Raw genomic sequence first — 26,608 nt, forward strand, 5'->3', positions numbered from 1 at the left:
CGTTGCGTTTACTTGTTCGAAAACGCCGGCAAATCCCTGGCGAAATCTTCCATGTCGGCCCAGGGATCGCCCGACGTCGCCAGCAGGCCCGGCAGCGACGAATAATTCAGATCCTGCGGAGCGTCGATGGATTCCAGATCACTCCAGCTCACCGGCGTCGAGGCCGGCAAATTGGTGCGGGCGCGCAGCGAATAGGGAGCCGCAGAAGTGTGGCCGCGCGCATTGCGGTGATAATCGATGAAGATGCGCCGCTTGCGGTTATCCTTGCCCATGGTGGTGGTGAAAGTGTCGGGCGCGGTGGCGGCAAGATGCGTCGAGATGGCGCTGGTCGCCTGGTGCAATTTCTTCCAGTTCTGCTTTTGCGTCACCGGCACTGATATGTGGATGCCGTGGCCGCCGGACGTCTTGGCGAACGGCACCAGCCCTAGCGCTTCCAGCTCGCCCTTAATGTGCACCGCCGCCTCAACCACCTCGCGCCAGGCGATCCCCTCGCCCGGGTCGAGGTCGAAAACGATCAGGTCCGGCTTGTCGAGCCGCGTGCGATGGGTGCCCCAGGTGTGGAACTCGACGACACCGAACTGCGCCAGCGCCAGATAGCCCTTGGCGTCTTCCACCGAGAGATAGGATTTGGTCTCGCCCTCCGAATTGGTCGCTTCGAAAGTCGCCACAGAGGACGGCATGCCGGTGAAGGCGTGGCGCTGGAAGAAACAGTCCTGCGGCCTGCCGGTCGGGCAGCGCACCAGCGACACCGGCCGGCCGAGAATGTGCGGCAGCATGAAATCGCCGACCAGCGCATAATAGACGGCAATGTCGAGCTTGGTCGGGCCGGTCTTGCCGAACAGCCGCCGCGTCGGGTTGGTCACCCAGATGGTGGCGAGGTCGGCCTCGGCGATCAGCCGCTTGCGCTTGGCCGAAACCGGCGTCGACAGGCCGACGTCGCGCAGGCCGCGGAACACGGCATGGCGCAGCGCATTGTCGGTGGTCCGGTTGGCGTAGTGGATATGCGCCGAAAGCAGCGGCCGCACCCAGTTCATCTCGCGCATGATTTCGCGGGGAACCCCTTCGGGCGCGGACGCCCCGGCGCGCAAAGGCTCCAGCCGGGCCAGCAACTCGGTGGCGGTGGCGGCATCGAAGCCGGTGCCGACCTTGCCGCGATAGTGCAATTCGCCATCCTCGAATTCGCCGAGGCCGAGTGCGGCCAGCCCCTCGGCCGCGTCGGAGACAGTGTAGCCGGCGATAACGAAGTCGCCGGTCTGAAGCGCCTTGGTCTTGGTCCAGGTCTTGGTACGGCCGCTCTGGTAGATTGCCGTAGCACGTTTCGAGACGACGCCCTCCAGCCCCATTTCCGATGCCTGGTCATAAAGCGCCTGGCCGTCGCCCTCGGCGTGATCGCTGTACTGGATGGCGGAGTTGGCGCCGAGACCGGACAGCAGCTGCGAAAGCAGCGTCTTGCGCCGGCGGAGCGGCACTTGCCTCAGGTCCCAGCCGTCGAGATAGAGAAGGTCGAAGGCATAGAAGTGGAGCTTGTTGCCGGCGCCTTCGGCCAGCGCATCCTGCAAAAGGGCAAAGCGGCTGATGCCCTTGGCGTCGAGCGCGACGACCTCGCCGTCGATGATCGCCTCGCGGCACGGCAGCCTGGCGAAGGCAAGCGGAAGGTCGCCATAGCGCTTCGTCCAGTCGAGGCCGGCGCGGGTGATCAGCCTGACTGCGCCGTTAGCGAGATGCGCCATGGTGCGGTAGCCATCGAATTTGATCTCGTGCAGCCAGACTTCGCCCGTTCGGGCCGCTGGGTCATCGCCGCCCGGCGGCTTCGGAACCTGCGTAGTCAGCTGCGGCTCGATCCGGGAAGGCGGCGGCGCCTTGACGGCGCCCGGCAAAGCGCCGGGTTTCAGCACCACCGGCCTGGCAGGTTTGGCGGCCGGCTTCGGCGTTGCCACCAGCTCCTCGATGCGGCGTCCGGATTTGACGCTTTCCGGGCGGGCTTCCAGTATGTCGAGCTTGGCGTCGGCGGCCAGATCGCGCTCCTTGAACAGCAGCCAGTTCTTCTTGCCCTCATCCTCGCCGGGCTTCGGTTTCAGCCGCGTCAGCATCCAGCCGCCATTGAGCTTTTCGCCGGCGAGGCGGAACTTGAAGGAACCGGTGCGCAGGCCCTTCTCGACATCGTCCATCGGCGCCCAGACGCCGGTGTCCCAGACGATCATCGGCCCGCCGCCATATTCGCCTTCGGGAATGACACCTTCGAAGTCGATATACTCGAGCGGATGGTCCTCGGTCTCGACCGCCAGCCGTTTGTCGGCGGGGTTGAGCGACGGGCCGCGCGGCACCGCCCAGCTCTTCAGCACGTCGCCGACCTGCAGGCGCAGATCGTAGTGATCGGCGGTGGCGTGATGCTTGTGGACAACGAAACGATTGCCCTCACCGGCAACCAGACCGCCGGCTGGTTCCGGCGTCCTCGTGAACTCGCGCTTGGCGCGATAAGGCTTGAGCTTCGAAGGAGCTGGCATGGACTAGGCGCGGGTGGTGGGCAAAAGCAACGAGCGCGGCATCAAAATCCCATCGCAGCGGCGCTCCAATGTCACGGCATGGATACCAGGGTCTCCGCGACGTCGCTTAGCTCCTGCTCCGCCCTGGGATGACGAAGGATGGCAGGTCACGCCGCTCAATCGTCGGTGGCCGGCGTCAATTCGAGCTCGGCCGGCGACAGGCCCTGCTGCAGCTGGCTGAGCCGGAATTCGTCGACCCAATAGGCCTCGCCGTCGACCAGCACGCGCGCGCTGTAGCTGCCGGCCGAAAAACGCTGCGCAGTGATGTACACCTTGTGGCGGTCGAGCGCGTTCCGCACCGCGGCGCGCTTGGATTTCTGACTGGCGACGGAACTGGCCATGCTGGTTACTCACGCACAAGCCGCAAGGCGGCGTGCCTTAAGGATGGCCGAGAGCGGCTCGGCTGTCAATTTGGCGGCCGTAGTGAGCCCTCGCGCGGTGGCGCCTCCCGCTCTGTGGAAACCGAGCCGGTGCGCTATATTGCCCTGGCGGCTTGGAACGCGATGCTGATCCGGAGAGCTTCACATGACATTGACGATGCGCAAACTCGGCAGCCAGGGGCTGCAAGTCTCGGCAATCGGTCTCGGCTGCATGGGCATGAGCCAGTCCTATGGCCCGGCCGACGAGGCGGAATCGACCGCCACGCTGCACCGCGCCATCGAACTCGGCTGCACCTTCCTCGACACCGCGGAAGTCTACGGGCCGTTCACCAACGAGGAACTGCTCGGCCGCGCACTGAAGGGCCGGCGCGATGAAGTGACGATCGCGACGAAGTTCGGCTTCCGCATCGAAAACGGCAAGCAAGTCGGCACCGAGCGCGACAGCCGGCCCGAACATATCCGCGAGGCTTTGGAAGGTTCGCTGAGGAGGCTCGCCACCGACCACGTCGACCTCCTCTATCAGCACCGCGTCGATCCGGCGGTGCCGATCGAGGATATGGCGGGCGCTGTCGGCGAGCTGATCGCTCAGGGCAAGGTCCGCTTCTTCGGCCTGTCGGAAGCCGGTGCCGGCAACATCCGCCGGGCGCATGCCGTGCATCCGGTGTCGGCAGTGCAGAGCGAATACTCGCTATGGGAGCGCAATCTGGAACCGGAAATCATTCCGCTGCTGAAGGAGCTCGGCATCGGCCTGGTGCCGTTCTCGCCGCTCGGCCGCGGCTTTCTCACCGGCGACGTCAGGCGCGCCGAAGATTATCCGGAGGGCGATTACCGGCGCGGCGACCCGCGCTACCAGGGCGCCAACTATGATGCCAACAGGCGGGCGGCGGCCACGGTACTCGACATCGCCGCGGCCAGGCGCGTCAAGCCAGGCCAGATCGCGCTGGCCTGGCTGCTCCACAAGGGGAGCGGCTTCGGCATCGACATCGTGCCGATCCCCGGCACCAAGCGCAGAAAATACCTCGAGGAGAACGTCGCCGCGGCTTCGATCAGGCTGGACCCAGCCGAGATGCAAGTGCTGGACGACGCGCTGGCGCCGGGAAAGGTCGCCGGGCCGCGCTACGGCGAGCGCACCATGGTGATGATCGATCGGTAGGTCTTGCCTGCTCCCGTTCTTGCGCAAAGCTCCGGCCTTGGCTAGCATCCGCCGGCAGGCACCGAGCGGAGGAGAACGTCGCGGTGGACCGGCTGGAGCGCCGTTGCGTCCCTTCAAACACGAGTTGGGCGCTCGAAGGACACTCCATTTTTGAATCGACGCAAGGAACCTTCCGGAAAACCCATTCCGGTTTCGGGGTCGTGCGCTCATCTGGGAGGAGACTAAATTGATCAACAGACGTGAATTCCTGCTGTCGACCGCGGCGATGGGCGCTTTGGCGCTGGCCGCTCCGCAACTGGCTTTTGCCCAGGACAAGCTGACCATCCTTGGTTCGGTGCCGAGCCTCGGCTTTCCGTTCTTCGTGCACATGCTGAACCAGATCAAGGCGGAAGCCCAGGCGCAGGGCGTCAACCTGGTCGAAAGCGACGGCCAGAACTCGGCGCCCAAGCAGACCGCCGATATCGAAGCGGCGCTGGTGCAGAAGGTCAACGCCATCGTCATCTCGCCGCTCGACGTCAACGCGCTGGCCCCAGCCATCGAGGAAGCGGTCAAGGCCGGCGTTCCCGTCGTCACCATCGACCGCCGCGTCGAAGGCGTCGAAGGCATCCTCGCCCATGTCGGCGCCGACAATGTCAAGGGCGGCGAGGCCGAAGCACAGGCCATGGTGGCGGCGTTCCCGAACGGCGCCAAGATCTTCCATCTGCAGGGTCAGCCCGGCGCCGGCCCGGCGATCGACCGTAACAAGGGTGTGCACAACGTCCTCGATCCGATGAAGGACAAGTACCAGATCATCTTCGAGCAGACCGCCAACTTCGCCCGCGCCGAGGCGCTGTCCGTCACCGAGGCCGGCCTTGCCGCCAACGGCAAGCCCGACGCGATCATCTGCGCCAACGACGACATGGCGCTTGGCGCGGTTGAAGCCTGCGCGGCGCGCAACTTCACCGACGTCAAAATCTATGGCTTCGACGCGCTTCCCGAAGCGCTGGTCGCCGTGCGCGACGGCAAACTGGCCGGCACGGTCGAGCAATTCCCCGGCGAACAATCGCGCACCGCCGTGCAGATCGCGGTCGCCTACGCCAGGGACAAGACCGAGCCAAAGGAAAAGTTGGTGCTTTTGACGCCGATCGTCATCGGCAAGGACAATCTCGACAAGGCGGAGAGGCTGGGCGAGACGAAGTAGGCGAAGCCGACGGGACAGCACCCCCCTTTGGCCTGCCGGCCATCTCCCCCTCAAGGGGGGAGATTGGATGTCACGTCGGCTTTCGCTAGTTTTCGATCTTGCAGAAGAGGCGAAGCCAATGAAGCTGCCAATCTCCCCACTTGAGGGGGAGATGGCCGGCAGGCCAGAGGGGGCGCTGCCCCGCCAGCCTTGCGTGACAACCGAATGATCGAGGAGCAAACTTTGCCCAAGGCAGCCGCCATCGCGCCCTCTCCCGCCCTGCTCACCGTCGAGGGCGTGACCAAGCGCTTTGCCGGCGTCACCGCGCTGAACGACGTTTCGCTCGAAGTCCGCCTCGGCGAGATCCTCGGCCTGCTCGGCGAGAACGGCGCCGGCAAATCGACGCTGCTCAAGATCCTGTCCGGCGTGATGCCGCCGTCCAGCGGCCGCATCGTCTTCGATGGGGTCGAATTCAGCCCGCACAATCCGCAGGATGCCAAGCGCCACGGCATCGTAACAATCTATCAGGAACTGAGCCTGATCCCGACGCTGACGGTGGCGGAGAATATCTTCATCGGCCGCGCACCGCTCGGCCGGTTCGGGCTGGTCAGTTGGCGGAAGATGGAGGAAGATTCGCGCGCGATCATCGCTCGCGTCGGCCTCGACCTCGACCCGGCGACGCCGGTGTCGGCGCTGTCGGTGGCCGAGCAGCAGCTGGTCGAGATCGCCCGCGCGCTATCGCTGAAGAGCCGGCTCATCATCATGGACGAGCCGACCTCGGCGCTGACCGAAACCGAAGTGCACAGGCTGATGTCGATCATGGACCGGCTGCGCAAGGATGGCGTCGCCATCATGTTCGTCACCCACCGGCTGGAGGAGGCCTCGGCGATCTGCGACCGCATGACGGTGCTGCGCGACGGCAGGCTGGCCGGCCATCTCGACCGCGAAGGCGGGCCGATCAAACTGCCGAAGATCATCGAGAAGATGGTCGGCCGCGCCGCTTCCGAGCTCTATGCCAGGCCGACGCAGCGCGACGTCGCCGGCGACGTCCGGCTCTCGGTGCGCGGCCTGCGCACGGTGCGCGATCCGCAGGCGCCGCACGCCATCGTGCTCGAAGGCGTCGATCTCGACCTCAAGGCGGGCGAAATCCTCGGCGTCGCCGGGCTCGTCGGCTCCGGCCGCACCGAGCTCGCCCGCGCCATCTTCGGCGCCGACCGCATTGCCGCCGGCACCATCATGCTCGACGGCAAGCCGATCGCGCCCGCCTCACCCGCCGACGCCATCGAGCTCGGCATCGGGCTGGTTCCGGAAGACCGCAAGCACCAGGCAATCTTCGCAGCACTCGCCATCCTCACCAATTTCTCGATCGCCGCGCTCGACCGCTACTCCAATGTCGGCTTCATGGCCGAGCGGCGAGAGCGCGAGGCGCTGGCGAACTATAGGAAGACGCTGTCGATCCGCATGGCCTCGCCCGAGCAGGCGATCGAGGGACTGTCCGGTGGCAACCAGCAGAAGGTCATCCTTGCCCGCTGGCTGGCACGCGATCCCAAGGTGCTGATCGTCGATGAACCGACGCGTGGTGTCGATGTCGGCGCCAAGGCGGAGGTGCACCAGATCCTGGTAGAGCTCGCGGCGCGCGGCATCGCCATCATGATGATCTCGTCCGAGCTGCCCGAAGTGCTTGCGGTGTCGGACAGGATCGTCACCATGCGGCGCGGGCGCATCACCGGCGAGATGCCTGGCATCGAGGCGACCGAGGAGAAACTGATGGAACTGATGGCGCTCGACCAGAAGCAGGAAGCAACGCAATGACCAGCACGACCGAACGGAGCCAGCGCCGCGGCGTCAATATTGCGCGCCTGCTGATGAGCTTCGGCCCGCTGATGTTCCTGGCGTTGCTGATTGTCGTCTTCACCGTGCTGAAGCCGAGCTTCATCGACCCGATCAACCTGTTCAACATCATGCGCCAGATCTCGATCACCGGGCTGATCGCGCTCGGCATGACCTTCGTCATCCTGACGGCCGGTATCGATCTGTCGGTCGGCTCGCTGCTCGCCTTCTGCGGCATGGTCGCGGCGGTGGTGGCCAAAGGCGGCACCGCCAACACACTGTCGCTGTCGACGTCTGGCACGCAAGGCTACGGCTGGTTCGCCGCCCTTCTCGCCGCCGTCGTCGTCGGCGCCATGGCCGGCGGCGTCCAGGGTTTTGCCATCACCAGGCTGAAAGTGCCGCCCTTCGTCGTCACGCTCGGCGGCCTCACCGTGTTTCGCGGCCTGACCTTGACGATTTCCAATGGCGGCCCGATCTCCGGCTTCGACGCCTCGATGCGCTGGTTCGGTACCGGCCTGATCGGCCCGGTGCCGGTGCCGGCGATCATCTTCGCGATTGCCGCGATCCTTTGCCATATCGTGCTGCGCTACACACGTTACGGCCGCGCGGTCTATGCCGTCGGCGGCAATGCCGAGGCGGCACGGCTCTCCGGCCTGCGTGTCGACCGCATCCTGATCTCGGTCTACATCATCGTCGGCTTCTTCGCCGGCCTTGCCGCCTTCGTTTTGTCGGCGCGGCTCAACTCCTCCGAAGCCGTCGCCGGCATCGGCTACGAGTTGACGGTGATCTCGGCGGTCGTTATCGGCGGCACCTCGCTGTTCGGCGGCATCGGCAGCGTCGGCGGCACGGTGGTCGGTGCAGGACTGATCGGCGTCTTGCAGAACGGGCTGCAGTTCAACAACGTGTCGTCCTACACGCAAAGCATCGTCATCGGCCTGATCCTCATCCTCGCGGTGGCCTTCGATCGCTGGCTGAAATCGCGGGTGAGGCGGTGATACAGGTGCCATACCTATCCAGGTCGGCGGGCCAGCACCCCCCCTCTGTCCTGCCGGACATCTCCCCCTCAAGGGGGGAGATTGGACGTCGCTCCAGCTTTCGCCAATCTCTAAAGAAGGGAGAACTTTCGGCGAAGCTGCCAATCTCCCCCCTTGAGGGGGAGATGTCCGGCAGGACAGAGGGGGTGTTCAAGCGCAGCATAGAGAAGATGGGCAAGTTTCGCGCTGAGGAATAGAAGTAGTGAATCACTATCCCGTACCTCCCCGTAACCGCGGCAATGCGCGCAAGATGCGCAAGGCCATGACGGCTGCCGAGCTGAAGCTCTGGAATGAGGTCCGGGCGCATCGACTCATGGGGCTGGCATTTCGGCGGCAGATGCCAATTGCAGGCCATATTGTCGATTTTGCCTGCCCGGACAAAAAGCTGATTGTCGAACTGGATGGCTCCCAGCATGCCCGGGCCGATGCCTCAATATGGGACGCTACCAGAAGCGCACGGCTTGAAGCGCTGGACTGGACTATCCTGCGGTTCTGGAACGACGACGTCATTCGCGATATCGATAATGTCTGCCAGCACATAGTCATGGTGGCCGGCGCGGATGTGCGCTGAACTCAGCCGTGCAGGGTCGGCGGGACAGCACCTCTCTGTCTTGCCGGACATCTCCGCTCAAAAGGGGCAGGTTTCTGAGGCGAGGTGCCAATGACCCAGATAAGAACCATGACCGAACAGGACGTTCCGGCGGTGTCGCGGCTGCTTGGAGGGTCCTGGCGCTACACCTATTCGCCGATCCTGGGTGCCGAGACCACGGCGCGGCTGTCGGATGAGAGGCACGCGCCGGAGCGGCTGGCGGCCGAGCTCAGGGACGACAGCAAGATGTCCTTCGTCGCCGAGCGGGCTGACGGCTCGCTCGCCGGTTATGCGATGGCCGCGATGGACGACAAAGGCGAGGTCATGCTCGAGCGGCTCCATATAGACAAAAGCGAGTACGGCACCGGCCTTGCCGCCGACCTGCTGCATGCCGTTCTTGCCGCGCATGCGGGTATTCCCAGCATCGCCCTGGAAGTGATCGAGGGCAACGACCGCGCAATCGCCTTCTATCGCAAGCACGGCTTCGAGGTCGTCGAGCGCCGGCCGGCTGCACACGGCGTGGGCGGCCACGCCTCGCTGATCATGCGCCGGCTGCTACCACGGGCTTAGCAAGCGAAAGCGGCTGAGCGCGTAATCTCCCCCCTTGAGGGGGAGATGTCCGGCAGGACAGAGGGGGGCGCCTCGCGTGAAGCGCCAACCTTCTCTTTCGTCCCACAGGGCGTCGCGCCAGGACGTACCGACCCTCTCTGTCGCCTTCGGCGACATCTCTCCCTCAAGGGGGAGATTGGCGACTTCTCCGACCGCTCAGACCGGCGTTAACGCGCTGTGCGCGCGTTGCCCAGTCGGCAACCGTCGCGCCAGCAACGCTCTCGCCGGCAACCATCCCGCTCGTCTGCGGCGCAAGCAGGTCGTTGCGGCGGGCGAGGGCGACGAAGGCGGACACGGTCCATCTGCCGTTTCGAAGTCGCGCTTTGGAAGCCTGGCCTTAGAAGTCCATGCCGCCACCGCCGGGCATCGGAGGCATGGGCGTTTCCTTCTTCGGCTTCTCGGCCACCATCGCCTCGGTCGTCACCAGCAGGCCGGCAACAGAGGCGGCACCCTGCAGGGCAGTGCGTACGACCTTGGCCGGGTCGATGACGCCTTGACTGTAGAGGTCGCCGAACTCGTTGGTCTGCGCGTTCCAGCCATAGCCGAAATCGGCCGTCTCGCGCAGCTTGCCGACGATGATCGAACCTTCGGCGCCGGCATTTTCGGCGATCTGGCGCACCGGGGCCTCGATCGCGCGACGCACGATCTCGACGCCGGTCTTCTGGTCCGGATTGTCGACCTCGATATTGTCGAGCGCCTTCGCCGCCCTCAGCAGCGCCACGCCACCGCCGGGCACGATACCTTCCTCGACCGCCGCGCGTGTGGCGTGCATTGCATCGTCGACGCGATCCTTGCGCTCCTTGACCTCGATTTCGGTCGAGCCGCCGACACGGATGACGGCGACACCGCCTGCGAGCTTGGCCAACCGCTCCTGCAGCTTCTCGCGGTCGTAGTCGGAGGTGGTTTCCTCGACCTGCGCCTTGATCTGGCTGACGCGCGCCTGGATTTCATCCTTGCGGCCGGCGCCGTCGACGATGGTGGTGTTTTCCTTCTCGATCAGCACCTTCTTGGCGCGGCCGAGCATCTCCAGTGTGACGTTCTCGAGCTTGATGCCGAGGTCTTCCGAGATCGCCGTGCCGCCGGTCAGGATGGCAATGTCTTCGAGCATGGCCTTGCGGCGGTCACCAAAACCCGGCGCCTTGACAGCTGCAACCTTCAGGCCACCGCGCAGCTTGTTGACGACAAGCGTCGCCAGCGCCTCGCCTTCGACGTCCTCGGCAATGATCAGCAGCGGCTTGCCGGATTGCACGGCGGCTTCGAGCACGGGAAGCATGGCCTGGAGGTTGGAGAGCTTCTTCTCGTGGATCAGCACATAGGGTTCTTCGAGTTCGACGCGCATCTTGTCCTGGTTGGTGATGAAATAAGGCGAGAGATAGCCACGGTCGAATTGCATGCCTTCGACCACTTCCAACTCGGTCTCGGCGGTCTTGGCTTCTTCGACAGTGATGACGCCCTCATTGCCAACCCTTTCCATCGCCTCGGCGAGGAAGCGGCCGATCTCGGCATCGCCATTGGCAGAGACGGCGCCGACCTGGGCGATTTCGTCGTTCCTGGTCACCTTGCGGGCATTGGATTTCAGGTCGGCGACGACGGCGTCGACCGCCTTGTCGATGCCGCGTTTCAGGTCCATCGGGTTCATGCCGGCAGCGACGGCCTTGGCCCCTTCCCTGACGATGGCCTGAGCAAGAATCGTCGCGGTCGTGGTGCCGTCGCCGGCGGTATCGCTGGTCTTCGAGGCGACCTCGCGCACCATCTGCGCGCCCATGTTCTCGAACTTGTCCTCAAGCTCGATCTCTTTCGCCACCGTCACGCCGTCCTTGGTGATGCGCGGCGCGCCGAACGATTTGTCCAAGACAACGTTGCGGCCCTTGGGACCGAGCGTCACCTTCACCGCATTGGCAAGGATATCGACGCCGCGCAACATCTTCTCGCGGGCTTCGGTATGAAATTTCACATCTTTGGCAGCCATTGGAACACTCCTCGATAGGCAGCTTTTCGTTGACTGGAATGCTTGTTCAGGCCCCGCTCAGGCAGCCTTCCTCATTTCGCCCGTGGCTTCGATCACGCCCAGCACGTCGCTCTCTTTCATGATGAGCAGATCCTCGCCATTGAGTTTGATCTCGGTGCCGGACCATTTGCCGAACAAAATGCGGTCGCCGACCTTGACGTCGAGCGGCTGCAACTGGCCGCTGTCGTCGCGCGCGCCGGGGCCGGCGGCAATGACCTCGCCCTCCTGCGGCTTCTCCTTGGCGGTGTCGGGGATGATGATGCCGCCCGCTGTCTTTTCGTCGACCTCGATGCGGCGGACTAGGATGCGGTCATGCAATGGACGGAACGCCATGTCGTTCTCCTCTCGGGACAAACAGATTTTCGAACATCCTCCTGACCGGACCGGCAATATCGGCCCGGCACGGGGTGCGCGACCCCTTCATCAGGCATCGCGCGCATACGAACTAGTCGCGCTTTTTTCAGCTTTCAAGAGGATAATGCAAAAATTTTAGCACTCGACGCCTGAGAGTGCCAATACGCTGTAATTGTTCGCACATTCGCCGTTTCCGGCGCGATGACCCGGCCGGATTTCCAAATCTGTCCGTCTCCTGAGCCGCTTGCGGCGGCTGGAACCTATGTGGAAGGCGAGGCGTTTTGCAGACCGAGGTTCATTGGGAAAGGAAGGATTGCATGACCAGCAGGGACTTTCAGCTCCAGATGCAAGGGTTTGGCCTCACCACGGCGGAGATCCACTACCGTCTGCCCGACCATCGAAGCCTGCTTCAGCTCTATATCTGGCAGGAATACGATATCGCCCCTGATTTCCCGACGCTGAAGCATTTCCTCGATTTCTGGGAGCGCGAGATCGAAGGCCCGCTGCATTCGGTGCGCGTCGCCCATCATCACCTGATCCAGCCCTCCGAATGGCGGGCCGTAAACGGCATTATTACCGTCCACTGAGGAGCAACCCGATCAGCCGCTAGACAGCGGACAAAGTCTCCGAAGCGGGGGAGAGAGGTAGCTAACTCTCCCCCACTTGTTTTGGGTCTCACAATGTCGGAGGGGTCCGGGCTAGCCGGCGTGGTCGACAGGCTTGCGGGCCGATGCGAGCAATCCAGCCTTGCGCGCCGCCCTGACGAAGGCCTTGCGCGCATCACGCGCGGTGCGCCAGCCGTCGAGCGCGTCGCGGCAGGTCCGATAGGCGGCGCGCCAACTCCGGCCGCGTGCACGGTCCGGCCACTGCTGGCGCATGCATTCGATAGCTTCCCAACTGCTGGCGACCTTGCGCTCGCTGGATTGGAATTTCAACGTGATTGGCTCGGCAAAGCGGACGTCGTCCATCACTTCCTCCTTGTTTTCTGATCGTCTTCTTGTTTGAGCAAGCAACGTTATGCTGGCAGGCACCGGCGGCCGGCCGGCGCCGCTGAAGGACATGGTTCGTCTCTCTGCGCGGTTCAAGAGCATCGCGGCAACAGCCGGTTATTCCTCCTCGTCGGGCCCTTGCAGCAGTTCGATCAGCGTCGCTACTCTTGCCGTCGGCAGCGGTCGGCCCTCGTTCACCAACGCCTCGTCGGCGGCGATCCAGGCCAGGGCCTCGCGCAATTCCTGGACCGTCCCGTCCGTCGCCGCAATGTCGGCGATCACGGCTTCGTCGACCGGGCCCAGCACAGAAATGATCTCGTCGCGTGTCATGGTCAGCTCCATCTGCGAGTGCCGGGAACGGGCCCGGCAACACAAGAAATCTGGGTCTTGACCTGCTGCTGACAATAACCGGCCGGGGAAGTCAGCGTTGGCGATTGAAACCAAACAGGCAATCTCCTGCCGGACATCTCGCCGCAAAAAGGGGGATTGGCAGCCTCGCCGAGCCGACCGAAAACCGGCCCGAAAAACCGGCAAAGCGAAAGCCACCGGGTCTTGACTTGCGGCGGACAATAACCAGATCGAAGGCACCGGTCGCCGAAATGGGGCCGGCGAAGCCAGGGAGCGCCAGCTCTTTGGCGCTCCTCGTATCTATGTTGCTCGATGGAGGATGTAGCTATGAGAACCGCATTCGACTTTTCCCCGCTCTATCGGTCGAGCATCGGCTTCGACCGCGTCTTCAACCTGCTGGAAAATGCGCCGCAGGCTTTCGACGCCTGGCCGCCCTATGACATCGCGCGCAGCGGCGAGAACAACTACCCCATCACTATCGCCGTAGCCGGGTTTTCCGAGGACGACCTCGAAATCACCCATGAACCCAACCTCCTGATTGTCTCCGGCCAGCACAAGGAGCCGGACAACGCGGAGTATCTGCATCATGGCCTCGCCACACGGCCCTTTACCCGCCGTTTCGAGCTTGCCGATCACGTCAAGGTCGCAGGCGCCTCGCTCGACAACGGCCTGCTCAGCATCGATCTGGTACGTGAGGTGCCCGAGGAGATGAAGCCTCGGCGCATCGCCATCGCGACCGATGTCGCCTCGCCGAAGACCGGGCCGAAGGTCGCGCAGGTCGAGCAGGCTGCCTGAATGCACCAGTCGAGAAAGGAGACTATGCAATGGCTATTCGTGATCTCATTCCCTGGGGCCGGGAGAACAATCAGGCCCCAGCCTGTTCCGTGACGCCGATCGCGATCCCTTCCTGACGCTGCATCGCGAAATGAACCGCCTGTTCGACGAGGCGTTCCGCGGCTTCGACACGCGGCTGCCGTCGCTCGGTGGCCTCTCCGCGGCCAGCGCCAGCTGGCCCAGTATCGACATCGCCGATGGCGAAAAGGAGATCCGCGTCACCGCCGAGATCCCCGGCATGGACGCGAAAGATGTCGAGCTGCTGCTCGATGACGGCGTGCTGACGCTGCGCGGCGAGAAGCGCGAAGAGACCGAGGACAAGGACAGGCAGTTCTCCGAACGCTTCTATGGCCGTTTCGAGCGGCGTATCCCGCTCGGCTACGAAGTCGACGAAAACAAGGTGAACGCCGCGTTCCGGAACGGTGTGCTCAGCGTGACGCTGCCCAAGACGGAGCGCGCCCAGGCAAAGGCCAAGCGTATCGCCATCAGCGGCGGCGACGGCAAGACCTGACAGCTCGCAGGACGACGCCCCCTTCTGCCTGCCGGTTCCGGCGGGCAGAAGCGGGCAAATGTCGATGACCCGTTCTCCCGACGCTCCGGTTCCGCCTGACCAGGCGCAGCACGCCCTGCAGTGCCTGACGACCGAGCATTTCGTGCTGCAAAACGCTCGCGCCGCGACCATTCAGGAAGCGAACCAGCGAGCCGATCTGTTCCTGACCTCGGTCTCGAGCGCAACGATTGCCTTGTCCTTCGTCGCGCAGGTCACGGAGATGGGCAGGCCGTTCATCCTGTTCAGCCTGATCTTGCTGCCTTGCCTGTTCTTCATCGGCCTGGTCACCTTCGTACGCGCTGTGCAGGTTGCCATCGAGGACATGGTGCATGCCCGCGGCATGGCCCGGATCCGCCACTATTTCGTCGAGCTGGCGCCCGTGCTGCAAAAATACCTTGTCAATTCCACGCATGACGACCCCTCGGCGGTGCTGGTCGACAAGGGCCTCAGACCCTCGCCGCTGCAATATTTCATGACCACCGCGGGGATGGTGGGCACGATCAATGGCGCCATTGCCGGCGTCTTCACCGGCATCGTTGTAAAGTCTGCTTTCGGCGGGGGCATGACGCCCGGCGTGATTTGCGGGCTGCTGGTCTTCGCCGCATGCATTCTCATCCTGCGGCGTTACCATAGTCGCGCCTGGGCGGCGGCCGAACAAAGTTTGCCCGCACTGTTCCCGGGCGACACGGTCAAAGCGAGGACATAGCCGTCCGGCAAGTTTGCGGAAAGTAGTGGGCGCCGCCCTTGCGTCTTGCGCGCCAATTGACCATCCTCGCCAACATCAATTTGCACCGCGGCCGGGGGGTTCGCATATGCCAACGCTTTATGCGCTGAAACCGGCCTTCCAGGCCAGGTTGCGGCCGCTTGCCGACGGACTGGCCAGAGCCGGCATCACCGCCAACCAGATCACGTTGCTGGCCGCGGCCCTCTCGCTCGCCACCGGCCTTGTGGTGGCAGCCCTTGCCGGCCACCGCGTGGTCTTTCTGCTGATGCCGCTCGTGCTGTTTACGCGAATGGCGCTGAATGCGATCGACGGTATGCTCGCGAGGGAACATGGCCAGGCCTCGAAGCTCGGCATGTATCTCAACGAGCTCTGCGATGTTGTCTCCGATCTCGCTTTGATCCTGGCCTTTGCCGTCATTTTTCCTGCCTGGGGCGTCGTTGCATTTGCGATCGCGGCTATGATCACGGAGTTCGCCGGCGTGCTCGGCATCGCCGCAGGAACCGGGCGCAACTATGCCGGCCCGTTCGGCAAAAGCGACCGGGCGCTGGCGCTCGGCATCCTCGCCGTGCTTATCGCGTCCGGCCTGTGGGTCCCGGCGCTCACGCCGCTCGTGTTTCCGGCCATGGCTACACTCTCGCTGGCGACCGCCATCAACCGGATACACAGCGGCCTTAACGGGAGCGGCAGCTGAATTCCGGTCTCGCCAGGGAGAACAACATGCTTCACCAACAGACGGTTGCGGCAGTGGCTTCAGCCAACATCGAGCGGGTGGCGCAGGAGCGCAGCTTCAAGAGCCATGACGGCACCGAGATCTTTTACCGCTGTTGGCCGGCGCTGTCGGAACACCGCAAGGGTGCCATCCTGCTGTTCCATCGCGGCCACGAGCATGGCGGCCGCATGGCGCATCTGGTCGACGAGCTTGAGATGCCCGACCACGCGTTCTATGCCTGGGATGCGCGCGGCAATGGCCGCTCCGCCGGCGAACGCGGCTATGCGCCGTCGTTTGCGACGCTGGTGCGCGACATCGATTGTTTCGTGCGCGAGATTGGCAGCGACGGCTTTGCCCGGCGCGACATCGCGCTGATCGCGCAATCCTTCGGCGCCGTGCTTGCCGCCGCCTGGGTGCACGATTACGCGCCCGACATTCGCGCCCTGGTGCTGGCCTCGCCGGCCTTCTCGGTCAAGCTCTACGTGCCCTTCGCGAAGCAAGGCATTGCGTTGTGGCAGAAGCTGAAGGGCCGCTTCTTCGTCAATTCCTACGTCAAGGCGAAATTCCTGACGCATGACCCCGAGCGCATCGCCTCCTTCGACGCCGACCCGCTGATCACCCGGCCGATCGCCTCCAACATCCTGGTCGAGCTCTACGACCATGCCGCGCGCATCGTCGCCGACGCCCGCGCCATCACCGTGCCGACACAGCTTCTGATCTCCGGCAGCGACTGGGTGGTGCGCCATGGACCGCAGCACGAGTTTTTCGTCAATCTGGCGAGCCCGGCCAAGGAGCGGCATATTTTGCCCGGCTTCTTTCACGACACGCTGGGCGAGCGCGACCGCCACAAGGCACTCGACCTGATCAGGCCTTTCCTCGAAAGGCAGTTCACAGCGCCGGAAAAGCCGGTCGACCTGACCGAGGCCGACCGTGCCGGCTACACACGCGACGAGGCCGACCGGCTGGCCTCGCCGCTGCCGCTGCTGTCTCCCAGGGGGCTCTACTGGACAATCAGCCGCGCTTCGATCCGCATGGGCGCCTGGCTGTCGTCCGGCATGAAGACGGGGATTGCCACCGGCTTCGATTCCGGCTCGACGCTCGACTATGTCTATGAGAACGAGGCGCGCGGCATCAGCCCCATTGGCCGCATGATCGACCGCACCTTTCTCGATGCCATCGGCTGGCGCGGCATCCGCCAGCGCAAGCTGCATCTGGAAGAGCTGATCGGCAGCGCCGCCGCCTCGCTCAAGGCCGCCGGCCGGCCGGTCCATATCGTCGATATCGCCGCCGGCCATGGCCGCTATGTGCTCGATGCCGTGCAGAAAGGCGCCGCGCCGCCGGCAAGCGTGCGGCTGCAGGATTTCTCCGAGCTCAACGTCTCGCTCGGCCGCAAGCTGATCGCCGAGCGCAAGCTGCCGGCGAGCGTCACTTTCCATCAAGGTGACGCCTTCGACGCCACGATGCTGGCCGGGCTCGACCCGGCGCCGGATCTCGCCATCGTCTCGGGGCTCTACGAATTGTTTTCCGACAATGCCATGATCGCCCGCTCGCTCGGTGGACTGGCCAGCGCCATGCAGCCCGGAAGCCTGCTCGTCTACACCAACCAGCCTTGGCATCCGCAGCTCGAGATGATCGCGCGCAGCCTGACCTCGCACCGCGGCGGCCAGGCCTGGGTGATGCGCCGCCGCACGCAGACCGAGATGGACCAGTTGGTGGCGGCCGCCGGCTTCGAGAAGCTCGACCAGCGCATCGACCAGTGGGGCATCTTCACCGTTTCGGTCGCGCGGCGCGTCTGAACATGGACTTGCCTGCCTCTGCCTTACCTCGCGATGCCCCTGCCCTTCCGGCCTTGCCGCACGAGCCGTATCCCGGGATAGTCCTGCGCGCCGCGCTGTGGCTGGCATTTCTGGCGCCGTTCTTCTACGCCACCTACGGCTTCGCCAACTGGCTGGCGTCGCGGCGCGACGACCTCGGCAGCATCGTGTTCGGCTGGGAGCATGGCGTCGCGTTCCTTGCCTGGACGATCGTGCCCTACTGGTCGATCAACCTGTTCTATGGCTTGTCGTTGCTGTTGAACAGTTCGAAGAGCGGCGTCGACCGCCTTGCCGGCCGCTATCTGACGGCACAGATCGTCGCCGTCGCCTGCTTCATCCTGTTCCCGCTGACTGCGACGTTCGTGCGCCCGCAGACGAGCGGCCTGCCCGGCTTCATGTTCGCCGTGCTCGGCGGCTTCGACAAACCCTTCAACCAGGCGCCGTCGCTGCATATTGCGCTGCTGGTCATCATCTGGGACCATTGGCGTCACCGATTGACCGGCATCGCCGGCGTCGCCTGGCATGTCTGGTGTTTCCTGATCGGCGCCTCGGTGCTGACGACGTGGCAGCACCATTTCATCGACATTCCGACCGGCGCGCTGCTCGGCCTTTTCGCGCTGTGGCTGTTTTCGCGCGACGGCGAGCTGCCGTTCGCCGGCTTCCGCCTGAGCACTGATCCGAAGGCGCGGCTTCTGGCGCTGTTCTATGCGCTCGGCGCAAGCCTTGCGCTGGCCGGCGCCGCTGCCGGCGCATTGGTCTCGGCGCTGTGGCTCATCCTGTTGTGGCCGGCACTGGCGCTGGCCATAGTCGCTTTCGCCTATGCCGGCGCCGGCGCCAAGGTGTTCCAGAAAACAGCCGATGGCCGCGTGTCGCTGGCCAGCCGTCTTCTGCTGTGGCCCTACCGGGTTGCCGCCAAGGTCAATGTGTGGGCATGGACGCGAAAGCTTCCGGCGCAGATCGTCATTGCCGACGGTGTTTCCCTTGGCCGTTTTCCGACCGCCGCCGAGGCCGACGCCTTCGGCACGGTGATCGACCTTGCCGGCGAATTGGAAAGGCCGCGCGGCGCCTCGATCCGCTGGTTGAGCCTGCCCATGGTCGACCTTTTGCCGCCGTCTCGCGAGGCGCGTGCGCAAGCGGTGGCGGCGATCGAGACGGCGCAGAGCAAGGGCACGGTGCTGGTCTGCTGTGCGCTCGGCTTCCAGCGCAGCGCCGCCGTCGTCGCCGAATGGCTGGTCGCCAGCGGCCGGGCCGCCACGCCGGATCAGGCGCGAGGCCAGCTCGCCGCTGCCGGCCGGCCTGTGCATCTTGGCATGGACGCGCCGACATGACCGCCTTTCGAGACAAGGCCGAGACGTTCGCCGCCGGACTGATGGTGCAGGTTGCGTGGCCGCTGCTGTTGATTGCTGCTGCCTTGCTGGCGGCGCCGGTCATCGGCCTGGCGGCTGCGCCGCAAACATCGTCGCTGTCCGCGGCGGCCTGGCTGATCGCCGCCGCGGGTGCCATAGCCACAATTATTCTCTCGGCCCTGCTTTTGTTCGACGCGCTGCTGTTCCGGCTGATGGCCAGCCACGCCAGCGAGGCAGGCGGTGGTGCGGCGATCGACGACGTGCTGGCGCGCATGCGGCTGAAACCCACGGCGGCCGCTGGCCGCTCGCTCGACCAGCGGATGGCCGGCACGCGCCGTCTGCTCGCCAAGCAGCGTATCGCCTTCAGCCTGTTCGCGGCGGCCTCGGTCGTCGCGGCATTCTTTTGAGCCCGTCCATGACAAAGCTTCGCGTCAGCACCTACACCTTGCTGCAGACGGTGACCTCGGTCGGCCTGTCGGCGCTGGCCTGGGTGGTCACCGGAGTGCGGCCGATCTGGAACGGCAGCCAGCCATCGGACCGGCAGCGCATCTACTTCGCCAACCATGCCAGCCACGGCGATTTCATCCTGCTGTCGGCCTGCCTCAGCGAGAAGGAGCGCGCCCGTACCCATGCGGTGGCGGCCGCCGATTATTGGAGCAAGACGCGGCTGCGCCGTTTCATTGCCGAGGACATGCTGTCTTCCGTGCTGATCCACCGGCAGTGGACGGATGAAACGCAGCACCCGATCTCGATCATGCTGTCGGTGCTCGACCAGGGCCATTCGCTGATCCTGTTTCCCGAAGGCACGCGCAACATGACCGACGAACCGCTGCTGCCGTTCCGCTCCGGCCTCTACAATCTGTCGATGGCGCGGCCCGATGTCGAACTCATCCCGTGCTGGATCGAGAACATGTCGCGGGTGCTGCCCAAGGGGCAATTCGTGCCGGTGCCGCTGCTCTGCCGCGTCGTCTTCGGCGCGCCGATCGCCATTCAACCGGGTGAGGAACGCCGCGCCTTTCTCGACCGCGCCCGCGAAACGCTGCTGGCGCTGAACCCCCGGCCGCAGCGAGACGATTGAGGACCAAGGCAAAATGCTGCCGATGATGCACGAAACCCTCATTCTGATTGTCGGCCTGCTGGCGGTGCTGATCAGCGCCAGCGTCGTCGCCGGCGTCTTGTCATGGCGCGCGCCAAAGCCGTTGTCGCCGACGCTGGTCAACCTCACCCAGCGCATCAATGCCTGGTGGGTGATGGTGGTGGCGATCACCGTTGCCTTCTTCTTCGGCCGCCCCGGCATGACCATCCTGTTCGCGCTGATTTCGTTCGCCGCGTTGCGCGAATTCGTGACGCTGACGCACAGCCGCCGCAGCGACCACTGGGTGCTGCTCGGCATGTTCGGCATCGTCATCCCGTTCCAGTACTGGTTGGTGTGGACCGCCTGGTACGGCCTGTTCACCATCTTCATCCCGGTCTACTGCTTCCTGCTGATGCCGGCGATCACCGCGCTGCACGGCGACACCGAACGCTTTCTCGAGCGCGTCTCGGCGCAGCAATGGGCGGTGATGATTTCGGTCTACTGCGTCAGCCACGTGCCGGCGCTGCTGACGCTCGAGGTGCCAGGCTTCGAAGGCCGCAACCTGTTGCTGATCGCTTTCCTGATCATCACCGTGCAAGGCAGCGACGTGCTGCAATATATTTTCGGCAAGCTGTTCGGCCGGCATCTCCTGGCGCCGACGGTCTCGCCGTCGAAGACTTGGGAGGGGCTGGTCGGCGGGCTGGCGGCATCGAGCCTGCTCGGCGCGCTGCTGTCGTTCCTGACGCCGTTCTCGCCGCTGCAGGCAGCCGGCGTCGCCTTCATCGCCTGCCTGATGGGCTTCCTTGGCGGGCTGGTCGCCTCCGCCATCAAGCGCGATCAAGGCGTCAAGGACTGGGGCCATCTGATCGAAGGCCATGGCGGCATGATGGACCGTGCCGACAGCCTGGTCTTCGCCGCCCCGGTCTTCTTCCATACGGTGCGCTATTTCTGGACTGTATGAAGGTTGGCCCCGTTTGCCGCGGCGGACGGTTCAGCGCGACCTTGCGAAGATAACCTGATCCGTTTCGTTATTACCACTTTCGCGAAAGCGGTAATAACCCGACCTGCCGCAGTCTTCGCCGCGCTCATTTTGCCGCGGCGAGCGGCTCTTTCTTGCGCGCCGGCGTCAGGCGGCGCATGCGGCGTTTGGCGGTGGTCTTCAGCGCCACCGGCGGAGCGCTGGACAACGCACCGAGCACCGCGCCTACCATGCCATGTGCGACGAAATCGGCGTTGATCTCGTTGGCCAATCTGGCATCTGCCTCCTGGTTGTCGCTGTCGGCTTCCGACCACAACACGATGCCCACTCGCAACCGTGGTTTGGCGCGTTTCAGCCGACGGACCAGGAACCGCCCGTGCTTGACGGAATCCCGGTTCAAAAATCCGACGACGACAGTATCGACGGCGTCGAGCTCAAGGCGGCGAATGCTCCCCGGTTCCATCTCGGCGAAGCTCGCTCTCAACACCGTAGCGCCCTGGACTTCGAGCACCTGCGCCAGCATGGCGGCAGCCGCGTCGTCGAGTTCGCCGCGCCCTCCGGCGCACAGCACCGACATGCCCGTGCCATCCGGCAGTTCGGTGTCTTCCTCGCCCTGAACCTCCCCCTGAACGTGCTTGTCCTCGCGTGAGCCGTGGTCCTCGGCCGCGGCCGTGTCGTCCGCTTCCGCCTCCTCCTGCGCGCTGTCGTCGAGGTTCGCCACCATCGTCAGCGCGCTGCCCGCGACCTGCTGTCTTTGCTCATCGCTCAACACACCACGCACCCGGTCCTGCTCGCCGAGCAGAAGTGCGGGAATCGCGACCTTGTCGTAGAACTCGACCAGATATTCTTCCTCCAGCATCTCCTCGGCATGGTCCGTCGCTTCCTCGGGATCGCCGGCCAGCAGCCGCTGGTAAAGCCGGGCGTGCGGTTCGAGCACGGGTTCGTTGCCGAACAGAACGTCGAGGAATTCGAACTGCGGCACATGGCGGCCGAGCACGACGAGGCAGACCGTGAGCGGCGTCGACAGAACCAGGCCCAATGGCCCCCAAAGCCAGGTCCAGAAGATCGCCGCAACGATGATGGCCAATGGCGACAGCCCGGTGCGCGAGCCGTAGAGCCAAGGTTCGATCACGTTGCCGGTGATCAGTTCCACCACGACGAAAAGCCCTGCGGTCCAGAGCACGAGCGACCAGCCGGGCGCCACGGCCAGCGCCAGGAACAGAGGCAACAGCGTCGCTATGACCGGGCCGATATAGGGAACGAAGCGCAGCGCCAGCGCCAGCAAGCCCCACAGCAATGGATTGGGTATGCCCAGCAGCCAAAGTCCGATTGCAATTGGGACGGCATAGACGATGTTCACGACCAGTTGCATGAGCAGATAGCGGCCGACGCGCTTGCCGGCATCCTGCAGCGCCTCGGTGGTTCGGTGCAGATCGCCGTAGCCGACGAGGCGTATGAAACGATCGCGCAGGTCCTCCCGCTCCAGCAGCATGAATATGACGACCACGACGATCAGTCCGGCCGATGCCAGCGGGCTCAGCAGCGGGCCGATCAGATTCTGGAGAACCTCGAGCGGTCGTTCGCGCGCGACGATTTCGACCGGGATCGGTTCCCGCGGAGGCTGATCGGCGGCGGGTTGTGCGGGCTCGGGTCTGTCGAGCTCCTGGCCGACGCGTTCGATCACCCGGCTCAATCTGGAAACGATGCCGCCGCCGACGCCGGTTTCCTTGAGCGACCGGACCTTGGTCAGGATATTCGCCTGGTAAAGCGGAATGTTCTGCGCCAGTTCACTGACCTGCGTGGCGACGATGAAGGAGAACAGAGCCAGCACCGTGAATGCGCCGAGCACACTGGCGATCACGGCAGGAAGACGCGGAATGCCGGCTCGCTTGAGTGCCGACACCATGGGCACGAGCGCAAAGGTAAGCAGCAGCGCGATTGCGATCGGCAGAAAGACCTCGCGCCCGAAATAGAGCGCCGCGACGGCCGTCACGACCGACGCTACGCTGGGCAACGATGTGCGCGGAAGCGCCCTGGCCGCGGAAACAATGCCCGCCCGCCGGGGCTCCGACAGGTGCGCGTCGTTTCGACGATTTGCCGCCACTTGATACCTCCGCCCCGCCGTCGCCATGATCGGGCATATTGAGCCGGCGTGCAACTTCGCAGCGTCTCACCCAGCTGGACGCCGATTGCCCTGGTCGGCAGCGCGGCAAATTCAGTCATGGTAGAATTTTTTGCATTAATGACGTCACGGGCAATCCTGTTCCATGTCTGCGCCAGAACGTGGAACTTTTGGGTCAAAACACCGTTCCTTCGTAGATCGCTGATGGACAACCTCAAAGCAGCAGCTCAGGAGGAATGATCATGAACATCAAGACGCTTTGCATGGGCGCGATGGCGCTTTCGATGATGACCGGCGCAGCGCTTGCCGCCGGTGCCACTGGCACTTCGGCGCTCGACGATCCGCAGAAAATGAACCCCTTCTTCACCGACGCCGGCATGAAGACCATGAAGTCGGAAGCCGAATTCAAGGCGGCATGGATGGCCATGTCCACGAGCGACCGGGCCATGATGTTGAAGGAATGCAGCGACGCAGGCATTGCCACGATGCATGCCGACTTCTGCAAGATGGCCAACCAGCTCGGTGGCGCCAACAAGTGATCGTTGCCAATTGAAATAACGCACCAAGCGAAAGGGCGGGCAGGTCTGTCACTGCGACCTTCCTGTCCGCACGGGCGGGCGCTCATCTATTTGAACTCGTGCCGGAATATCCGCGTAAAAGGCCACGACTTCGATTGCCGTGGCGCCATTGGCATGGCTTGGCCGGAGCGCATGTCGCGAAGCGGCAATGCCACTACCGCCCAGGGGGTCCCAGTCTGCTCACAATCCGGGTTTTCCGGTCGGCCGTCCGCCTGGCATTAGCGGTCGGCACGCTTGGTTACCGGCACGCTGCCCCCGGCACGCTTGACCTCGCCGCCAACCGTGGGATAGGCCGGGTAATGAGCCAACCACCTCCGCACCGGAGTCCCACGAAAGACCTGCCATGACCGACGCGATCATAAGAGACAGCAATGGTACGGCGCTGCACGAGGGCGACTCCGTGACCCTGATCAAGGATCTCAAGGTCAAAGGCACGTCGGAGACGATCAAGCGCGGCACGCTGGTGAAGAATATTCGCCTCACCGGCAATCCCGGCGAGATCGAATGCAGCACCAGGCAGGTGAAGGGCCTGGTGCTGAAGACCGAGTTTTTGAAAAAGGCGTGATCGCCTCGGCACCCTTCGCTTCGCTTCCATATCAGTCGCTCTCGAATCGCTCCTGTGAGTGAGCCGCCCACGCGAGGAACTGGAGGAGCCGCGCCCTCCCCCTATGTTGCACTGCGTTAGATTTGTTGCATTGCAATATCGTCGCATCGGGTCGAGCCTCTGCGAGGTGGGCATTCCTTGCATGAGGTGATTGTGTCGGCATCATTTCGGCCTGACATCGAAGGGCTGCGCGCGCTGGCGGTGGCGGGTGTCATCGCCTTCCATTTTGGTCTGTCCGGCCTGCCCGGCGGCTTTGCCGGCGTCGACATCTTCTTCGTCATCTCCGGCTATCTGATTACAAAACACCTGATTACGGAAATCACCGAGACCGGGCGGCTGAACCTCTGGCGGTTCTACGCCCGGCGCGCCCGGCGCCTGTTGCCGGCGGCACTGTTCGTCATCCTCGCCACGCTGTTCACGGGTTACTTCATCCTGTCGCCGGAGGAACAGGCGCTTTATTCGAAAGGCGCCATGTTCGCCTCCGCCTACATGATCAACCTTTGGCTGATCCGCTGGTCGTTCGACTATTTCGCCGCCGACGCCACCAACAACCCGTTCATCCACTTCTGGTCGCTCTCGGTCGAGGAACAGTTCTATTTGGCATGGCCGGCGCTGCTTCTTGCCGCCGCTTGGCTGCGTCCCGGCAAGCGCGCCGCTATAATCGTCATCGGCGTCGCCGGCGCGGCCTCCTTCGCCGCCTGCGCCTGGCTGACGGAAGTGTCGCAGCCCTGGGCCTTCTATTTCTCGCCGCTCAGGGCCTGGGAATTCGCCGCCGGCGGCCTCGCGACCATGGCGCCGGCAAAGATCTGGCGCGACCGGCCGCTGCTGGCCACGCTCCAGGCATGCCTCGGTCTGGCGCTGATCGCCTGGGCCTATCTGATGCTGGACGAAGACTCGCCGTTTCCCGGGGTGAATGCGCTGGCGCCTGTTGCCGGCACCGTGCTGCTGCTGCTCAGCGGCAGCGGCGGCCGCAATCTGGCGAGCGCCGTGCTGGCGCTGCCGCCCATGCAATGGTTGGGCCGGCTGTCCTATTCGCTCTATCTCTGGCACTGGCCGGTCATCGTCTATGCGGCGATGGTGGTTCCCAGCCTGTCCATCCTGGACCGCCTTGCCTGCGCGGCGCTGACGCTGCTTCTATCGATGTTCACCTATCATTTCATCGAGAACCCGATCCGCCGCAACGGCTGGCTGATGGCCGGAGCAGCGCGGGCGCTGGTGCCCGCCGTCGCGCTGACCGGCGCCGGCGTGGTCGCGGCCTATGGCAATGCGCGCTTTGCCGAGCACAATCTCAGCCCCGAACAGCACGTCATCGCCGACAGCGCCGCCCAGCTCTCCACCGTGCGCGCGACCAATGGCGGCTGCGTGCTCGATTTCGAGACCGTCAAGCCAAAACCCTGCATGTTCGGCCGCAAAGATGCCCAGCGCTCGGTCGTGCTGTTCGGCGACTCGCATGCCGACCATTGGTCGACGCCGCTGATCAAGGCGGCCGAGAAGAACAATTTTCGCGTCGTCACCTTTCTCAAATCCTCCTGCCGGGCTTCGCGGGTGACGACCTGGAACTGGCGGCTGAAGCGCGACTACACCGAATGCGATCAATGGCGCGAGCAGTCGGTCAAGGACATCATCGCGCTCCACCCGCAACTGGTGGTGATCTCGGAGTTCTCGATCGGCAATGTGATGAAAGAATCGCCCGAGGAGTTGAAGCACGCCGATTGGCAAGCGCAGTGGCGGACGGGCCTCACCTGGACGCTTCAAGCCTTCAGCCAGGCCGGCATCAAGGTCGCGGTCATCAGGGACGTTCCCTACAATGCAAGCTACGCCGACAAATGCGTGGCGCGGGCGCTGTGGCGGGGCCAGACGCCCGCGACATGCGACACGCCGAGGATCATGGCGGCAAACGACGACATCGCCACCATCGAGCGCGATATCGTGCGCTCGACACCGAACGCTGCTTACATCGACATGACCGACCGCTTTTGCGACCAGACCACCTGCCATGTCTTCATCGACGGCAAACTAGCCTTCCGCGACCGCCACCACCTGGCGACGCCCTTCGCCGAAACGCTGGAACCGGCAGTGGAGCGGGCGCTGTTTTCGGATGTGATGGCGGCGGCTGTAAAGTAACGGTTCCGGATCTTGTCGGATCCGACGCGGGGGTCAGCTAAGGATGAGACCCGCCAGGAAAACCGTAAGAATAAGCGACAGCGGAACTGCAAGAAGGCAGCACAGCTCGAAAGTATTGGCTCGCCAAGAAGTCATTGGGCGCTTTTCCATGTT

The 26,608-nt window shown here is 64.3% G+C and carries 25 protein-coding genes and 1 pseudogene; 19 read left to right on the forward strand and 7 right to left on the reverse strand.

Translation table 11 applies throughout. From position 1 onward, the window contains the following. Positions 1-8: 8 nt before the first annotated feature. Positions 9-2,504 (reverse strand): DNA ligase D, encoded by a 2,496-nt coding sequence (gene ligD / locus NKI47_RS01960; protein ID WP_352586988.1) that lies wholly within the window; start codon positions 2,502-2,504, stop codon positions 9-11. A 155-nt stretch (positions 2,505-2,659) separates the two neighbouring features. Then, positions 2,660-2,884, reverse strand: coding sequence for a hypothetical protein (locus tag NKI47_RS01965; RefSeq protein ID WP_023675682.1), 225 nt, complete (start codon positions 2,882-2,884; stop codon positions 2,660-2,662). A gap of 184 nt (positions 2,885-3,068) precedes the next feature. Here NKI47_RS01965 and NKI47_RS01970 point away from each other — a divergent pair, with 184 nt between their 5' ends. The 6 genes from NKI47_RS01970 (at position 3,069) to NKI47_RS01995 (ending at position 9,258) form a co-directional block, all read left to right on the forward strand. Beyond that, a complete protein-coding gene (locus NKI47_RS01970) occupies positions 3,069-4,076 on the forward strand; it encodes an aldo/keto reductase (protein ID WP_352586991.1) in 1,008 nt (335 codons plus the stop codon). A gap of 229 nt (positions 4,077-4,305) precedes the next feature. Then, positions 4,306-5,256: a substrate-binding domain-containing protein gene (locus NKI47_RS01975; protein ID WP_023718110.1), complete on the forward strand. Its 951-nt coding sequence runs from the start codon at positions 4,306-4,308 to the stop codon at positions 5,254-5,256. 222 nt (positions 5,257-5,478) lie between these two features. Further along, positions 5,479-7,047 carry a sugar ABC transporter ATP-binding protein gene (locus NKI47_RS01980; protein ID WP_502898016.1) on the forward strand — a complete coding sequence of 523 codons (1,569 nt, stop codon included), beginning with the start codon at positions 5,479-5,481 and terminating at the stop codon, positions 7,045-7,047. Next, positions 7,044-8,060 carry an ABC transporter permease gene (locus NKI47_RS01985; RefSeq protein ID WP_352586997.1) on the forward strand — a complete coding sequence of 339 codons (1,017 nt, stop codon included), beginning with the start codon at positions 7,044-7,046 and terminating at the stop codon, positions 8,058-8,060. Before NKI47_RS01980 ends, NKI47_RS01985 begins: the two co-directional genes overlap by 4 nt. Before the next feature lie 241 nt (positions 8,061-8,301). Beyond that, on the forward strand, positions 8,302-8,670 hold the full coding sequence (locus NKI47_RS01990) for an endonuclease domain-containing protein (RefSeq protein WP_352571365.1): 369 nt from the start codon (positions 8,302-8,304) through the stop codon (positions 8,668-8,670). Positions 8,671-8,760: 90 nt separating this feature from the next. Further along, the gene (locus tag NKI47_RS01995; protein WP_352571366.1) at positions 8,761-9,258 is read left to right on the forward strand and encodes a GNAT family N-acetyltransferase; all 498 of its coding nucleotides are present in this window, start codon (positions 8,761-8,763) and stop codon (positions 9,256-9,258) included. 376 nt (positions 9,259-9,634) lie between these two features. Here the strand turns inward: NKI47_RS01995 and groL are convergent, their stop codons facing one another. Beyond that, a complete protein-coding gene (gene groL, locus NKI47_RS02000; protein ID WP_352587000.1) occupies positions 9,635-11,266 on the reverse strand; it encodes a chaperonin GroEL in 1,632 nt (543 codons plus the stop codon). Positions 11,267-11,323: 57 nt separating this feature from the next. Further along, positions 11,324-11,638, reverse strand: a complete 315-nt coding sequence (locus NKI47_RS02005; protein ID WP_352587003.1) for a co-chaperone GroES — start codon at positions 11,636-11,638, stop codon at positions 11,324-11,326. Between the two features lie 338 nt (positions 11,639-11,976). Between NKI47_RS02005 and NKI47_RS02010 the strand changes: the two genes are divergently transcribed. Then, complete coding sequence (locus NKI47_RS02010) at positions 11,977-12,246, forward strand: usg protein (protein WP_023718102.1); 270 nt, start codon at positions 11,977-11,979, stop codon at positions 12,244-12,246. Positions 12,247-12,357: 111 nt separating this feature from the next. Here the strand turns inward: NKI47_RS02010 and NKI47_RS02015 are convergent, their stop codons facing one another. Together NKI47_RS02015 and NKI47_RS02020 are read right to left on the reverse strand one after the other, a co-directional pair. Then, the gene (locus tag NKI47_RS02015) at positions 12,358-12,627 is read right to left on the reverse strand and encodes a DUF982 domain-containing protein (RefSeq protein WP_352569186.1); all 270 of its coding nucleotides are present in this window, start codon (positions 12,625-12,627) and stop codon (positions 12,358-12,360) included. A 138-nt stretch (positions 12,628-12,765) separates the two neighbouring features. Further along, on the reverse strand, positions 12,766-12,978 hold the full coding sequence (locus NKI47_RS02020) for a hypothetical protein (RefSeq protein ID WP_245274651.1): 213 nt from the start codon (positions 12,976-12,978) through the stop codon (positions 12,766-12,768). A 345-nt stretch (positions 12,979-13,323) separates the two neighbouring features. Here NKI47_RS02020 and NKI47_RS02025 point away from each other — a divergent pair, with 345 nt between their 5' ends. From NKI47_RS02025 to NKI47_RS02065, 9 genes and pseudogenes are all read left to right on the forward strand, one after another. Then, the gene (locus NKI47_RS02025; RefSeq protein WP_352587006.1) at positions 13,324-13,791 is read left to right on the forward strand and encodes an Hsp20 family protein; all 468 of its coding nucleotides are present in this window, start codon (positions 13,324-13,326) and stop codon (positions 13,789-13,791) included. A 29-nt stretch (positions 13,792-13,820) separates the two neighbouring features. Beyond that, positions 13,821-14,341, forward strand: a pseudogene (locus NKI47_RS02030) (Hsp20/alpha crystallin family protein). Positions 14,342-14,405: 64 nt separating this feature from the next. Then, a complete protein-coding gene (locus NKI47_RS02035) occupies positions 14,406-15,086 on the forward strand; it encodes a hypothetical protein (protein ID WP_031211478.1) in 681 nt (226 codons plus the stop codon). Between the two features lie 106 nt (positions 15,087-15,192). Then, positions 15,193-15,795, forward strand: coding sequence for a CDP-alcohol phosphatidyltransferase family protein (locus tag NKI47_RS02040; protein ID WP_023675668.1), 603 nt, complete (start codon positions 15,193-15,195; stop codon positions 15,793-15,795). Positions 15,796-15,821: 26 nt separating this feature from the next. Next, on the forward strand, positions 15,822-17,609 hold the full coding sequence (locus tag NKI47_RS02045; protein WP_023675667.1) for a bifunctional alpha/beta hydrolase/class I SAM-dependent methyltransferase: 1,788 nt from the start codon (positions 15,822-15,824) through the stop codon (positions 17,607-17,609). Positions 17,610-17,611: 2 nt separating this feature from the next. After that, positions 17,612-18,955 carry a phosphatase PAP2/dual specificity phosphatase family protein gene (locus NKI47_RS02050; protein ID WP_352587009.1) on the forward strand — a complete coding sequence of 448 codons (1,344 nt, stop codon included), beginning with the start codon at positions 17,612-17,614 and terminating at the stop codon, positions 18,953-18,955. Next, positions 18,952-19,380: a hypothetical protein gene (locus tag NKI47_RS02055; RefSeq protein WP_352587012.1), complete on the forward strand. Its 429-nt coding sequence runs from the start codon at positions 18,952-18,954 to the stop codon at positions 19,378-19,380. The genes NKI47_RS02050 and NKI47_RS02055 overlap by 4 nt, the downstream gene beginning before the upstream one ends. An 8-nt stretch (positions 19,381-19,388) precedes the next feature. Further along, a complete protein-coding gene (locus tag NKI47_RS02060) occupies positions 19,389-20,051 on the forward strand; it encodes a lysophospholipid acyltransferase family protein (protein WP_031211476.1) in 663 nt (220 codons plus the stop codon). A gap of 22 nt (positions 20,052-20,073) precedes the next feature. After that, positions 20,074-21,009: a phosphatidate cytidylyltransferase gene (locus NKI47_RS02065; protein ID WP_023675663.1), complete on the forward strand. Its 936-nt coding sequence runs from the start codon at positions 20,074-20,076 to the stop codon at positions 21,007-21,009. A 124-nt stretch (positions 21,010-21,133) separates the two neighbouring features. On the opposite strand, the gene NKI47_RS02070 is transcribed toward NKI47_RS02065, so the two are convergent. Further along, on the reverse strand, positions 21,134-23,131 hold the full coding sequence (locus NKI47_RS02070) for an AI-2E family transporter (protein WP_502898017.1): 1,998 nt from the start codon (positions 23,129-23,131) through the stop codon (positions 21,134-21,136). A gap of 260 nt (positions 23,132-23,391) precedes the next feature. Between NKI47_RS02070 and NKI47_RS02075 the strand changes: the two genes are divergently transcribed. The 3 genes from NKI47_RS02075 to NKI47_RS02085 all read left to right on the forward strand — a co-directional run bounded on the left by NKI47_RS02075 (position 23,392) and on the right by NKI47_RS02085 (position 26,455). Next, complete coding sequence (locus NKI47_RS02075; RefSeq protein WP_023675661.1) at positions 23,392-23,688, forward strand: hypothetical protein; 297 nt, start codon at positions 23,392-23,394, stop codon at positions 23,686-23,688. Between the two features lie 382 nt (positions 23,689-24,070). Then, entirely contained in the window at positions 24,071-24,292 is a 222-nt protein-coding gene (locus NKI47_RS02080; RefSeq protein ID WP_023675660.1) for an alkylphosphonate utilization protein, read from the forward strand. A 192-nt stretch (positions 24,293-24,484) separates the two neighbouring features. Continuing rightward, positions 24,485-26,455, forward strand: coding sequence for an acyltransferase family protein (locus NKI47_RS02085; protein WP_352587015.1), 1,971 nt, complete (start codon positions 24,485-24,487; stop codon positions 26,453-26,455). Positions 26,456-26,608: the final 153 nt, after the last annotated feature.

This window comes from Mesorhizobium sp. M0633 (assembly GCF_040320645.1).
Taxonomy (GTDB): Bacteria; Pseudomonadota; Alphaproteobacteria; order Rhizobiales; family Rhizobiaceae; genus Mesorhizobium.